Source organism: Herminiimonas sp., from assembly GCF_030645555.1.
Classification (GTDB): Bacteria; Pseudomonadota; Gammaproteobacteria; order Burkholderiales; family Burkholderiaceae_D; genus Oxalicibacterium.
On sequence record NZ_JAUSME010000114.1, the window covers coordinates 1 to 13,243 of the forward strand.

Consider the following 13,243-nt stretch of genomic DNA (forward strand, 5'->3'; position numbering starts at 1 on the left):
ATCGCCGCCGGCGCAAAATGCTTTTGGCAAGTCGCTGCGTATCAGGACTGCCCGCACATCCGGATTTGTTCTCCATGCCATCAAGGTTTGCGCAAGGGTGCGGACCATGCCTAGCGATAGCGCATTCATCGCCTGGGGGCGATCCAGTATCAGGCTGCCCAGGCCATTTTCGAGGGTGATGCGGATATCTGCAGACATGGAATGAAATGAGTTGGATGAAAGCGCTCATTCTAGCGGCTTATATTTCGCTTGGCAGCAACAGCAGGCAAACCGTTTGCGGCCGGAATTGCACCGTTTGTCGGATCGGGCTGGCCTTGCTGCCTGTATCGTTTAGATTGACCCTATCTAAAAGGACGATTCCATGAAATATCCATTTTTCTTTTTGCCCGCGTTGCGCAAATCGGCTGGCTTTACGCTGATTGAACTCATGATCACGGTGGCGATTATCGGCATACTGGCGGCGGTGGCAGTGCCTGCTTATAGCGACTATGTGACCCGTGGCAAAATCCCAGAGGCGACCAGCGCATTGGCCAGCATGCGTATTCGACTTGAACAGTTTTATCAGGATAACCGGAATTATGGTTCCGATGATGACAGCTGCGGAGTGCTGAATCCCACTTCAGATAATTTTACCTATACATGCAACTGGGGCGTGGGTGCAACGAATCAGTTTTACCTGATTACCGCAACAGGGATTGCAGGGCGGGGCATGAATGGATTTACCTACACCATTGATCAAGCTGGCAATCGTCAAACGACGAACTTGCCGACTGCGTGGGGTACTGCTCCGCCTGCCATAGCCTGTTGGGTCGCCAAGAAAGGCGGCGGATGTTAATCCTTCGCCGTCAGCGTGGCTTCAGCCTGATTGAGCTGATGATAGGCATCGCCATAATGGCGATCCTGCTGGCTGTCGGCATGCCTACATTCGGATTGTGGATACAGAATACGCAGGTTCGTACTGCAGCTGAGTCTATCCAGAATGGTTTGCAGACTGCGCGTAACGAGGCGGTGCGACGCAATACCAATGTGCGCTTCAATCTGACCAGTGCCACTGGATTGGTGACGTGGAACGTCTGTGTCGTTGTGGGTGCTGCCTGCGGTGAAGTGATACAGCAACGTTCGGCTGCAGAAGGTGGGGCGAATGCGCGTGTTGGCGTCAGTACAGATGTGCCACCTACGCCTGTGCCAAATACGCAATATGCTGCTGCGCTGGCAGCCGGTGCGGGCTTGTCTGGAGCTGGCGGTGCGGGTGTGACATTCAATGGCGTCGGTAGCATACCGGCCGCGAATATCGGGACGGACGTTACCCGCATCGACATCATCAATGCCCTTGCAAACGATGCCCGCAGGCTGGTAATTGTGGTCGGTACCGGCGGACTGGTCCGTATGTGTGACCCGCTGCACGCATTGGCAAGCAATCCACAGGGTTGTTCTTAACATGATTATGGAAACTTCTATATTCAAACAGCGCGGGTCGGTCATGCTGGAAAGCCTGATCGCCATCCTGATTTTTTCGATGGGTATTCTTGCCCTGGTCGCTTTGCTTGGCGCATCGGTCAGGGACACTACCAGTGCAAAGTATCGGACGGATGCCAGTTTGCTGGCCAATCAAATCATTGGTGAGATGTGGACCGGCGACAAGACAAATGCGACCTTGGTCGCCAATTACGGGACGGCCAGCGGCGCGCAGTTTGTCGCATGGAAGGGTCGGGTAATTCAAACGCTGCCCGGGATCATTGATGCCGTCGTAGCCCCGCCTGTGGCTGGGCAGAATCTGCCGACCATAGCGGTCTCCGGGGACAATACGGTGACGGTGACTGTATTCTGGCAAGCACCGGGTGAGTCGGGACGACACAATTACGTCGCGGTGACGCGTCTTCACGAGTAGCCGGGAGAATTGGTGATGCATTATTCTTTTTCTACACGCCGCAATCATGGTTTCAGTCTGGTGGAAATCATGGTCGGTGTCGCAATCGGCTTGCTGGGCGTGTTGATCATCATGCAGGTGTCCGTCGTTTTCGAGGGACAAAAACGGACGACGACGACGGGTGCTGACGCGCAGACCAATGGCGTGACTGCCCTCTATACAGTGGAGCGGGATGTGCGCAGGGCAGGGTATGGCATGAGCGTGCCCGGCGCATTGGGCTGCACGGTCAAGCGCTACTATGATACGGCGGCGACCAGTGATCTATCCCTGGCGCCTGCGGTGATCACCAATGGTGCTGGCGGCGCCCCAGATAGCATCCGTATACTTTCCAGTTCCAAGACTGGCTGGAGTCTTCCCAGCCGGATAACCGTCGAGCATCCGGCCACAGCCACCAATATTTTTCTCAATACCACCCTGGGCATGGAAGAGGGTGATTTGCTGGTCGCATATGAGCAAGGCAAGACTTGCACATTGATGCAGGCGACCGGGATCCCGAATGGCAATGTACAGGTTCATCATCAAAATACCAGTAAATGGAATCCGCCGGGAGGCAGCAATATTTTTCCCACTGGCGGCTACAGTGTAGGTGCGCTGGTGCTTAATCTGGGAGCCATGATAGACCGAACCTATTCGCTGGCGAACGGCAATTTGATGCTTGCTGATTTTTCAAGTGTGACCAATACCACTACGACACGTGCGATCACTGCAGATATTGTCAACATGCAGGCGGAATATGGTTTCGATACCCGCGTATGGCCGCAAAACGATCCCAGAGTCGATACCTGGAGCGCCACGATGATAGATGCTGACTCTAGCGGCACCGTAAACGATGCCGGCGACATTGCCAGGGTAATCGCGGTGCGCATGGCGGTTGTTGCACGCAGCCCCTTGATGGAAAAGCCCAATGCCAGTGGAGTTTGCGATATTACGATAGACACTGCAGTCGCAGGTCGCACTATAAATAAACCGACATGGGCAGCTGGTGATATCGATGCCAGCAAAAATCCCGATGGCACGGCCAATGCAAACTGGAAGTGTTATCGCTATAAAACATTCGAGAACACCATTCCTTTGCGGAATTTGTTGTGGGGGCGGACATGAAATTGAATCTTCGCTTCAGCGCCAATGCCGAACCTTGCGTTGTGCGGCCTGCCTGTTCGAGACGGATCATGCATCGCCAGCAGGGTGTCGTGCTTTTCATCGCACTGATCGTATTGGTTGCAATGACGCTTGCAGGCATAGGTCTGGTGCGTTCGGTCGATACCGGCAACCTGGTCGCCGGCAACATGGCATTCAAGCAAGGCGCAACGCTGGCTGGTGATGCTGGCACTGAGCAAGCAATCGTATGGTTGACCCCGCTGAATGGCTCCGCCACCTTGTACGCAAACAATGCGGCCGCAGGATATTACGCAACGAGTCAATCCACGCTTGATCCAACCAACAGAAACAGTGCGGCAACCATACCGGCAGTCGATTGGGAAGACAATAATTGCAGTGGCTTGACGTTCTCTGTCTGTGTGAAGCCTGCCCCCGCTATATCGGTCGGAGACAATTCGGTTTCATACATCATACATCGCCTGTGTCTGGCTGAATTAGATCCGAACAGCGTAAGCAATACCTGTGTGACGTATCAATCCAGCAGTTCCACCAGCCCTAAAAGAGGCGAGATCAAGTATGGCGACGACAAACGGTTTGAGCCTTTGCCGGGTCCGTACTATCGCATAGTCTCCCGGGTAAAAGGGCCGCGGAATACCGTGAGTTTTGTGGAAGCAATGATCCATTTTTAGCGCATTACTCTTGTCGCAGGGCGAGAGAATGACATGACCAGTACAGGCCGATAGCAATATCCGGAGACCATGATGAAACACCCATTCCATAGCCTTAGATTCCCGTTGATGTTGCTTGCATTGATGCTTGGCGGGCATGCTGCGCATGCTGCCGAAACCGATATTGCCAATGCTCCTCTGGCGTCATCTTCAGTTGACGTGGTCAAGCCGAATGTCATGTTCATTCTGGATGATTCTGGAAGTATGGATAACGAATATGCACCGGATGTGGCGAATTTCAGCAACACGAAATTTGGCGCGAAAAGCAGTCACTGCAATGGGATGTACTTTAATCCAGCTATTGTTTACAGCCCGCCGGTAAATGCCGATGGGACGAGCTTCTCTGATGCCAGCTTCACTGCAGCCTGGAACAATGGCTACAAGACTACGGATGGCACAACCAATCTGGAAAACAGCGTCTACTATACATATACGGGTACAACGACTAACCTAGGTTTTGAATACCTTGCAAATGGTAGTGTGGATACATCCAAGCTTTTTTACACAGAATGTAATAGCACGGCAGTTTCCGGATCCGCTTTGTTTCCCAAGGTGACGATTACAAGCGCATCCGATGCAACGCTGAAAACCAATTTCGCTAACTGGTACAGTTATTACCGTACCCGCATGCTGACGATGAAAACATCGGCCGGCAGGGCGTTTAAAAATGTAGGTAGCGCCTATCGTGTTGGTTATTCGACGATAGGCTATACCGGCACCAGCGCCACCAGCGACGACTTCCTGAAAATTGCGGATTTCGATGCCACGCATAAAGCCAGTTTTTATGCCAAGCTTTACAAGGCGAATCCTACGCACTGGACGCCTTTGCGTGCGGCCTTGTCAAAAGCCGGCCAGCTCTATGCAGGGAAATTGCTGACCGGATCCGATGACCCGGTCCAGTATTCCTGCCAGCAAAATTTCACGATTCTATCTACAGATGGATACTGGAATACGAACGAAGAAACCACGACTTATGGCCCTAAAGGTCTGGATGGCAATAATGTAGGTAATCAGGATGCAACCGAGCTTCGGCCTATGTATGACGGCACGACCGTCACCAATGTTGCTTACACGACTGCGACGATTACCTTTAGCGGTTCCAGCAATACCTTGGTAAGCGGGATTACCGTTAATGGCAAGCAAATCATGTCTGGCCCGATCAATGATAATGAAGACAGTAACAAGGTGGCTTCCAGAACGGCTGCCTTGATTACTAAAAATGGTTATACGGCGACTGTGTCCGGGAGCGTTGTGACGATCAAGGCACCTACAGCTTTGGGGGCAATTACGTATACGCCGGTCGTGACAAAGACGGGTGGCATGACCGCTACCGTAACTGCATTCAGCACCGCTACCACTCCCGTTACCAGCGGTGGGGTTTCCAATTCGCTGGCCGACGTCGCGGCCTATTATTACAATACTGACTTGCGTACCACTGCTCTGGGAAACTGTACCGGCGCGTTGGGCGGCAGCGCGGATGTTTGCGACAATAATGTGCTCGGGTCCGGCCTGGATAACAAGGGTTCTCAGCACATGACGACCTTTACGCTAGGCCTGGGCGTGAATGGTCAGCTCGGGTATACGGAAAATTATTTAAGTGGTGGTTCTGCCGACTTCAATGCGATAACCAACGGCACTAAAAACTGGCCTGATCCAATTGCCAATGATGGACCTGAACGGATAGATGACTTGTGGCATGCCGCTGTCAATGGGCGCGGCAGCTATTTCAGCGCCCAGACGCCGGATACGCTAATCAAAGGCATCACCAAGGCACTGACGAGTGCCAAGGTACGTGATGGTTCGGGCGTGGCTGCCGCTACCAGTAACCTGGAGCCGGTAGCAGGCGACAACTTCCTTTTCCTTGCCATGTATCGCACCTCATTCTGGGATGGTGATCTCAAGGCAAAAACGATAGATCCAAGTACAGGTGCAGTGGCAGCCACGGAAAGCTGGTCAGCGCAGGCAAAACTGGATACAAAAGTCACTGCAACCTCCGAGACCCGCACTATCTATACATCCAGCGGATCCGCATCGGACAAGCTGAAAACATTTACCTGGGCAAATCTGACTGCAGATGAAAAGGCTTATTTCAACAGCATGTGTGCACCTACGGTGCGACTATCGCAATGCAGTGATTCGGTAGGTGGTCCGAACCTGACGACAGTTCAGAGAGATCTGATTCCTGGTGAAAATCTTTTAAAATTTATTCGCGGTCAGAATGGTTATGAAGACCAGGCTGGCAATACGAACCCGATATATCGTGATCGTGAACACGTATTGGGCGACATGATAGGTTCGCAGCCGGTATATGTGAAGTCGCCGCCTTTCGTCTATGTTGATGAAAATTATGAAGCGTACAAAACGAGGGAGAAAGATCGTCTAGGGATGGTCTATGTAGCGGCGAATGACGGCATGCTGCATGCTTTCGATGCGACGATAGGTGAGGCCAACTCGGGTGCCGAGAAATGGGCTTACATTCCGCCTATGGTTTTGCCTAACCTGTATAAATTGGCGGACAAGAACTATCCGGCCAATCATCAATACTATGTTGATGGCGCACCTACTGTGGGTGATATCTGTTCCAAGGCACCAGGTGCGGCGTGCGCAGCCAATGAGTGGAAAACGATTTTGGTCGGTGGCCTTAATTCTGGAGGCAAGGGTTACTATGCGCTGGATATTACCGACCCGGCAAATCCGAAGGCCTTGTGGAATTTTACCGATGCCAATGATGTGGATCTGGGATACAGCTACGGCAATCCTGTAATTACCAAGCGTCTTGATGGCACCTGGGTGGTTGTCTTTACATCCGGCTACAACAACCATACAGGTAGTGGCGATGGGAAAGGTCACCTGTATGTCTTGAATGCCAATACCGGTGTGTTGCTTTCCAAGCTGGATACAACTGCTGGCGACACAACTACTCCAAGTGGTTTGGCTAAGATCAATGCGTGGGTAGACAGCCTTAGCGACAATAAAGCCAAGCGCTTTTACGGCGGAGATTTGCTGGGCAATGTATGGCGCTTCGATCCCGATGACCGGATAGCTCCGACCGGAAATAAGGTGACCCTGCTGGCAGAGTTGGGCAATGTGTCTCCTATCGGTACCCAACCTATCACGATCAAGCCGGAATTGACCGAGGTTACCAGTGCCGGGGTTAGCTATCCGGTGGTGAATGTTGCAAGCGGGCGCTATCTGGGCATTTCCGATTTGACTAATACGAGCATACAGTCGATTTATGCGTTGAAAGACAATCTGACTGAAACCGGTTTGGGTAAAGTCCGTACTGCTGGCGTACTGGTGCAGCAGACATTGACCACCAGCGCTGATGGCACTACGCGTACGACATCAAGTAATGCGGTTGACTGGGCCAGCAAATCAGGTTGGTATATGGACCTTAACCCAGGCAACAAGTCGCCTGGTGAGCGGGTCAATGTCGACATGCAGCAGCAATTGGGCTTGTTGACGGTGGCCGGTAATGTTCCGAAGGATGATGCGTGCACGCCTGGTGGATATGCATGGATATATTCACTTGACTTCAAGACAGGACAATTTGTTGAGGGTGCAACGGGCAATATTGCCGGACGTCGGCAGGCGGGCCTGGTCGCCGGATTGAAAACATTGAAATTGAATACCGGCAAAACCGTCACCTTGATTACCGATACGGGCGGTACCATAACTGTGATGGATGACCCATCGTCCAATCCGGGAAGTGGCAATGGCGCGCGACGCGTTTCATGGCGCGAGCTGATTGCGGATTAAGAGGATGCAATGCATGGCTGGCTGGGTTGGCATCCCCTTTTGCTGAGAATGCGAACGGCATGCTGCCCACCATCCCGTGTGCTGGCTTTAGGATTGTCCTTGATGGTCCATGCAGGCTTGGTTGCGGCGATATGTATCGGCGGCATCGCGCAGCCTGAGCATGCGGGCTTGCCCGATGAACCTGCTGCCATGCAAGTGGTGATGGTGGAGCTGGGCAAGACAGATCGCGCTTTTCCCGCTACGGAGCATGAGCGCGAGACGTCTGGCAAGCTGGTGAAGACGGCTGATCCCATGTCTGCCGATGCCGTGCAAATTCCTCAAGCGCGGAAAGGCAGTTCTATCCTGCCCGCGCTGCTTCCAGCTCCGCCATATTATTTCTCGGCAAAAGACCTGACGCAAAAACCCTTGGTGGTTCGTGATGTGCCGGCAGATCTGACACTGATCGTGCCGGACGTGCCTGCGCAGGCGGCGACCTTGCAGATTTTGATCAATGAGTATGGCGAGATTGATCAAGTGATAGTAGAGGATTCCTTGCTGCCGGAGGTGGCCCAGAAAACGGTGGTCGATGCGTTTGTAAAAGCCAGATTTCACCCAGGAGAAATCAATGGCGTTCCAGTCAAGAGCCAGTTGAGAATTGAAATCATGCTGGAAGATATTGCCGTTGAAAAATAAGCGGTTTGCTGGCTTAACCGCAGATGAACGCAAAAAAGGACAATAAAAAAGGGCGCAATTTGCGCCCTTCGTCTTTAGTGGCCGATTTTTTCGGCCTGATTATGGCACCTTAAGGTGCGACAGCATCCGATTCATCCGGCAATCGTTTGATTGCATCGTTTTGATGATCTTGCTGCTTGGTTTTGTATTTGATGACTTGCCGATCAAGCTTGTCGATCAGGGTGTCTATCGCCGCATATAAATTGTCTGCGATGCTTTCCACGTGCAGATCCTTGCCTTTCACGCGCAAGGTGACTTCTGCTTTCTGGCGTTTTTCTTTTTCAGGAAGATTGTCGACTGACAGTATGACGGCAATGTCGATCACTTGATCAAAGTGTCGTTTGATACGCTCCAGTTTTCCTTGTACATATTCGCGGATGGCTGGGGTTAATTCGAGGTGATGTCCACTGATTGTGAGATTCATACAGTGCTCCTATGATAATTCACTGGCGGTTCATGCGCCAAATTAGCGGGCTCACGAACACAGCAAGGTATAACAAAAACTTCTAAGGACGATATCTACAAGGACTTACGCAAATTGACCGGTGGGATTTTCAAGGCTTCACGGTATTTTGCAACGGTGCGTCGCGCTACTACCATGCCTTGCTCCGCCAGCATTTCTGCGATCTTGCTATCAGAGAATGGAATTTTCGGGTCTTCAGCTCCTATCAGTTGTTTGATCAGTGCCCGTATCGCCGTCGATGATGCTTCACCACCTGTTTCGGTTGCGACATGGCTACCGAAAAAATATTTCAATTCGAACATCCCGTGTGGGGTGAGCATGTACTTCTGGGTGGTTACACGAGAAATAGTACTCTCGTGAAGTCCCAGTGTATCAGCTATTTCGCGCAAGACAAGGGGCCGCATTGCAACTGCGCCATGCGAGAAAAAATTGCGTTGCCGCTCTACGATAGCCTGCGATACGCGCAGGATAGTGTCGAAGCGTTGCCGCATGTTCTTGATCAGCCATTTGGCTTCCTGCAGCTGCGAGCCGAGTGAGCCTTCACCCTTGCTTTGCTTGAGGATATTGGCGTACATGCTGTTGACGCGCAGCCTCGGCATCACGTCGTGATTGAGCATGACTTGCCAGCCGCTGCGGGTGCGCTTGACGATCACGTCAGGCACGACATAGTCCGAGGTATCGCTTGCGAAAATGGAGCCTGGGTGCGGGTTGCATTGCTTGATGATGACTTGTGCTTCGCGCAAATCCTCGTCATCGCAATCGAGTGCCTTGCGCAGCTTGTTGAAGTCGCGTTGCGCGAACAGGCTCAGGTGATTCTCGACGATGGCGAGCGCCATGCGGCGGGTCACCATGGCCACTTTCGGCATGCGCTTGATTTGCAGTGCCAGGCATTCTGAAGCATTGCGTGCACCTACGCCGGGTGGATCAAAGCTTTGCAACAGATTCAGCGCAATCTGCAATTCTTCCAGTTCGATGTCGAGTTCTTCCGGCAGGCGCGCATGGATATCTTCCAGTGCTTCTTCCAGATAGCCGTTGTCGTTCAAGGCGTCGATGATCAGTTCGAGCAAGGCGCGATCACGGCGCTCGCGCACGGTGACGCGCATCTGCTCCAGCAAATGTTCACGCAGCGTGGTTTCGTGCGCTTCGAGCTGCGGGCGGGCGTCGTCATCTTCTGGCGCCTTCGAGGTGCGCGCCACGTCATCAAAACTCCACTCGGTGTCGCCGTTGGTGGATTCCGCTGCTTCAGGTGCGTCGAATGAGGCTTCGCTTTCCGGTGTTTGTGCATTCGCTTCGACGCTGGCGCCTTCTGCCACCGTGCCGGCAGCACCGATTGCGCCATCGGCCAGCAAACGGATCGCGTGGTCGAGCGGGTCGTCGGTACGTTCCAGCAGCGGATTGTCGGCAAGGATCTGCTCGAGTTCCTGATGCAGTTCCAGCGTCGACAATTGCAGCAGGCGTATTGATTGCTGTAATTGTGGCGTCAATGCCAGGTGTTGCGAAACGCGTAGCTGCAGGGATTGCTTCATAAGGCTTTATCGTGTTTCCGCAATTACATGCGGAAATGTTCGCCCAGGTAGACGCGACGCACCGATTCGTTGGCGATGATGTCGTCCGGCCGCCCGCTGGCCAGCACTGCGCCTTGGTTGATGATGTAGGCGCGGTCGCAGATGCCCAGGGTTTCGCGCACATTGTGATCGGTAATCAAGACGCCTATGCCGCGCTCTTTCAGGAAGCGCACGATGCGTTGAATTTCAATCACGGCGATCGGATCGACGCCGGCAAATGGTTCATCCAGTAAAACGAAACGCGGATTGGTGGCCAGTGCCCGTGCGATTTCGACCCGCCGCCGTTCGCCGCCGGACAATGACATCGCCTGGTTGCCGCGCAGCTTTTCGATTTGCAGATCCGTCAGCAAGGTATCAAGGCGCTGTTCTATCTGTGCGGAATTCAAGGCCTTGCCATTCACGCGCTGCAATTCAAGCACGGCGCGAATGTTGTCTTCCACGCTCAGTTTGCGGAACACCGAGGCTTCCTGCGGCAGATACGACAAGCCGAGTTGGGCGCGTTTGTGTATGGGCAGGCGCGAGATGTCTACGCCATCGAGTTCTATGCGGCCGGCATCGGACGGCACCAGCCCGACGATCATGTAGAAAGAGGTGGTTTTGCCGGCGCCGTTCGGGCCCAGCAATCCTATGACTTCGCCGCTTTCAACCTGCAGTGCGACATCGCGCACAACCTGGCGCGCGCCATAGCTTTTTTGCAGTCCACTGACGATCAGCTTGCTTGACATCTTATTTGGCCTTTGTCGTATCGGCGCGCGGCTGGATGATGGCCTTGATGCGGCCTGCACCAGGCTTGCTGTCGCCGCTCGCAGTGTTATGCACGGTAAAGAATTCGGCGCGCGTATCGTAGGAAATATATTCGCCGTTCACTTCATCGGTCACCTTGCCATTTTCCAGGCGGCGCATGCGCGCCTTGGAAAACAGTTTCATGATTTCAGTCTTGTCATCGTATTCGATGCGCTCGCCCTGGCCGTCTACCCATTGGTCGGGGCCACCATCGCGCTTCTGGCGGAAGCTGGCAAGCGTGCCTGGAGCGGCATACATGACGACAAACTGATGGCCGTCAGGATCCTGCGTGACGACCATCTTGTTCGATTTCATCAGGATGGAGCCGCGTGTCAGCACGACGTTGCCGATGAAGGTATTGATTTGCTTGACGTCGTCGTATTCCATTTGATTGGCTTCGACGTTGGTTGGCTTGGTCGCATCGGCTTTTTCGGCATGTGCGCTGATGGCGGCGCCGAAACCAATCACAAGCAGCAGTGCGGGGAATAATCGTTTCATGAAAGTTTTCTGGATAATGTGTCGATTAAAAGCCGGGTCACACAATCAATTGGTGACGGCAGGTGCCTGGTACTGTCCCTGGACATTGCTCGACAGGCTGAATTCGCCGGTCGCATTGTTGGCAAACATGCCGGCGCCGGTCAACACGGAGGTGCCGAGTTTCAGCTCAACCGGCTTCGGGGTTTTCATCACGTCATCGTCAGGCAAAAGCAGCAGATAGGAAGTCTTGAGCTGGAAGTGCTGCGATGTTGCCGAAGCAGGCCGGTCGATATGCACGTTTTCATACATGTGAATTTCGCTGCTGTTGTTGGTCACGGTGGCGCGCAGGGAACGGCTCACCATCGGCGGCCTCTGTGCGCTGTAACTGTGCATGACGGGATTCTGTATCTGGTATGAATTGTCCTGCGGATAATGCTTCATCTCGCTGCCCGTCAGGTTGTAGCGTGCCTCGCCTGTCTTCCCCATGCGTACAAAATTGAATTTCTGTACATAAAAATCCGGTTCCGTGCGCACCCGGTCGGGGAGTATGTCTTCGGTTTGCCGTCGCATGACTTCTACCAGCCAGAAGCTGCCCAGCGCCAATGCGGCACTCAATGCAATCAGCACGATCAGGCGCATGCCATTCGCCGGGCGCGTATTGCTCACGACAGATACGGCGCCAGCGCCGCCTCGTAGTTGCCCTGCGCGCGCAGGATGAAATCGCATAATTCGCGTGCCGCACCGCGCCCGCCGCCGGCTTGCGTGACGTAATGTACGCGTGAGCGTACTTCAGGATGTGCATTGGGTACGCTGGCTGCAAAGCCGACGCGCGACAGGATAGGCAAGTCGATCACATCGTCGCCGATGAAGCCGCATGCATCGGCTGCTACATGAGTTTGCGCCAGCAACTGTTCATACGCCGCACGCTTGTCGTGTATGCCCTGGAACACATGATGTATACCGAGATCGGTGGCGCGGCGCAGCACGATAGGCGACTGGCGCGCGCTGATGATGGCGGTGGCGACGCCCGATTGCTGCAACAGCTTGATGCCGTGGCCATCGAGCACATTGAAGGTCTTGATCACTTCGCCTTCGGCGCCGAAATGCAGGCTGCCGTCGGTCAGGATGCCGTCGACGTCAAAAATCATCAGCCGCACATTCGCTGCGCGGGTGATGGCCTCAGTCGTGGTTGGGGGCGTCATCAGATTACTTTCGCACGCGTCAAATCGTGGATGTGCAGTGCGCCGACCAGTTTGCCATCAGCATCGGTGACGAGCAGCTGGTTGATGCGGAATTCTTCCATCATGTCGACTGCATCGACGGCCAGTTGCTCGGGCTGCACGCTGCGTGGATTGCGATGCATGACTGCCGCGATCGACAGGGTCGAAAAATCCTGCATGTTTTCGATCAGGCGGCGCAAGTCGCCATCCGTGAATACGCCTATCGCGCAGCCATCGGCATCGACTACTGCCGTCATTGCCATTCCTTTTTTGCTGATTTCCAGCAGCGCAGCGTACAGGCTGGCATCTTCACTCACCGTCGGAATCGCCTCGCCGGTACGCATGACATCGCGCACGTGCGTCAGCAAACGACGGCCCAGCGCGCCGCCCGGGTGCGAGCGGGCGAAATCTTCTTCGCCGAAGCCGCGCGCATCCAGCAAGGCAACGGCGAGTGCATCGCCCAGCGCCAGCGTGGCGGTGGTGCTGGCGGTCGGCGCCAGATTCAAGGGGCA

At 53.9% G+C, this 13,243-nt stretch carries 15 protein-coding genes; 7 read left to right on the forward strand and 8 right to left on the reverse strand.

Going from position 1 to position 13,243, the window contains the following annotated elements:
- Positions 1–198: enoyl-CoA hydratase/isomerase family protein (locus Q7T06_RS04540; RefSeq protein WP_304780919.1), on the reverse strand; the 198-nt coding region annotated here is incomplete at its 3' end.
- 163 nt (positions 199–361) lie between these two features.
- On the opposite strand from Q7T06_RS04540, the gene Q7T06_RS04545 reads away from it, so the two are divergent.
- The 7 genes from Q7T06_RS04545 to Q7T06_RS04575 all read left to right on the forward strand — a co-directional run bounded on the left by Q7T06_RS04545 (position 362) and on the right by Q7T06_RS04575 (position 8,184).
- On the forward strand, positions 362–835 hold the full coding sequence (locus tag Q7T06_RS04545; RefSeq protein ID WP_304780921.1) for a type IV pilin protein: 474 nt from the start codon (positions 362–364) through the stop codon (positions 833–835).
- Positions 829–1,437, forward strand: a complete 609-nt coding sequence (locus tag Q7T06_RS04550; RefSeq protein WP_304780923.1) for a GspH/FimT family pseudopilin — start codon at positions 829–831, stop codon at positions 1,435–1,437. Before Q7T06_RS04545 ends, Q7T06_RS04550 begins: the two co-directional genes overlap by 7 nt.
- Position 1,438: 1 nt before the next feature.
- Positions 1,439–1,888, forward strand: a complete 450-nt coding sequence (locus Q7T06_RS04555) for a hypothetical protein (protein ID WP_304780926.1) — start codon at positions 1,439–1,441, stop codon at positions 1,886–1,888.
- Between the two features lie 15 nt (positions 1,889–1,903).
- Complete coding sequence (locus Q7T06_RS04560; RefSeq protein WP_304780928.1) at positions 1,904–3,028, forward strand: PilW family protein; 1,125 nt, start codon at positions 1,904–1,906, stop codon at positions 3,026–3,028.
- Positions 3,029–3,096: 68 nt separating this feature from the next.
- Positions 3,097–3,714 (forward strand): hypothetical protein, encoded by a 618-nt coding sequence (locus tag Q7T06_RS04565; protein ID WP_304780932.1) that lies wholly within the window; start codon positions 3,097–3,099, stop codon positions 3,712–3,714.
- Positions 3,715–3,786: 72 nt separating this feature from the next.
- Positions 3,787–7,512, forward strand: a complete 3,726-nt coding sequence (locus Q7T06_RS04570; RefSeq protein WP_304780935.1) for a pilus assembly protein — start codon at positions 3,787–3,789, stop codon at positions 7,510–7,512.
- Between the two features lie 201 nt (positions 7,513–7,713).
- Entirely contained in the window at positions 7,714–8,184 is a 471-nt protein-coding gene (locus Q7T06_RS04575) for a hypothetical protein (RefSeq protein WP_304780938.1), read from the forward strand.
- 109 nt (positions 8,185–8,293) lie between these two features.
- Here the strand turns inward: Q7T06_RS04575 and hpf are convergent, their stop codons facing one another.
- From hpf to Q7T06_RS04610, 7 genes are all read right to left on the reverse strand, one after another.
- On the reverse strand, positions 8,294–8,647 hold the full coding sequence (gene hpf, locus Q7T06_RS04580; protein WP_304780941.1) for a ribosome hibernation-promoting factor, HPF/YfiA family: 354 nt from the start codon (positions 8,645–8,647) through the stop codon (positions 8,294–8,296).
- Positions 8,648–8,742: 95 nt separating this feature from the next.
- The gene (locus Q7T06_RS04585) at positions 8,743–10,212 is read right to left on the reverse strand and encodes an RNA polymerase factor sigma-54 (RefSeq protein WP_304780945.1); all 1,470 of its coding nucleotides are present in this window, start codon (positions 10,210–10,212) and stop codon (positions 8,743–8,745) included.
- Between the two features lie 23 nt (positions 10,213–10,235).
- Positions 10,236–10,976, reverse strand: a complete 741-nt coding sequence (gene lptB, locus Q7T06_RS04590; protein ID WP_304780948.1) for an LPS export ABC transporter ATP-binding protein — start codon at positions 10,974–10,976, stop codon at positions 10,236–10,238.
- Position 10,977: 1 nt separating this feature from the next.
- Positions 10,978–11,532, reverse strand: a complete 555-nt coding sequence (gene lptA, locus Q7T06_RS04595) for a lipopolysaccharide transport periplasmic protein LptA (RefSeq protein WP_304780951.1) — start codon at positions 11,530–11,532, stop codon at positions 10,978–10,980.
- Between the two features lie 45 nt (positions 11,533–11,577).
- On the reverse strand, positions 11,578–12,177 hold the full coding sequence (gene lptC / locus Q7T06_RS04600; RefSeq protein ID WP_304780954.1) for an LPS export ABC transporter periplasmic protein LptC: 600 nt from the start codon (positions 12,175–12,177) through the stop codon (positions 11,578–11,580).
- The gene (locus Q7T06_RS04605) at positions 12,174–12,713 is read right to left on the reverse strand and encodes an HAD family hydrolase (RefSeq protein WP_304780958.1); all 540 of its coding nucleotides are present in this window, start codon (positions 12,711–12,713) and stop codon (positions 12,174–12,176) included. The genes lptC and Q7T06_RS04605 overlap by 4 nt, the downstream gene beginning before the upstream one ends.
- The coding region (locus Q7T06_RS04610) for a CBS domain-containing protein (RefSeq protein WP_304780960.1) at positions 12,713–13,243 on the reverse strand (531 nt) is incomplete at its 5' end. The genes Q7T06_RS04605 and Q7T06_RS04610, both read right to left, overlap by 1 nt.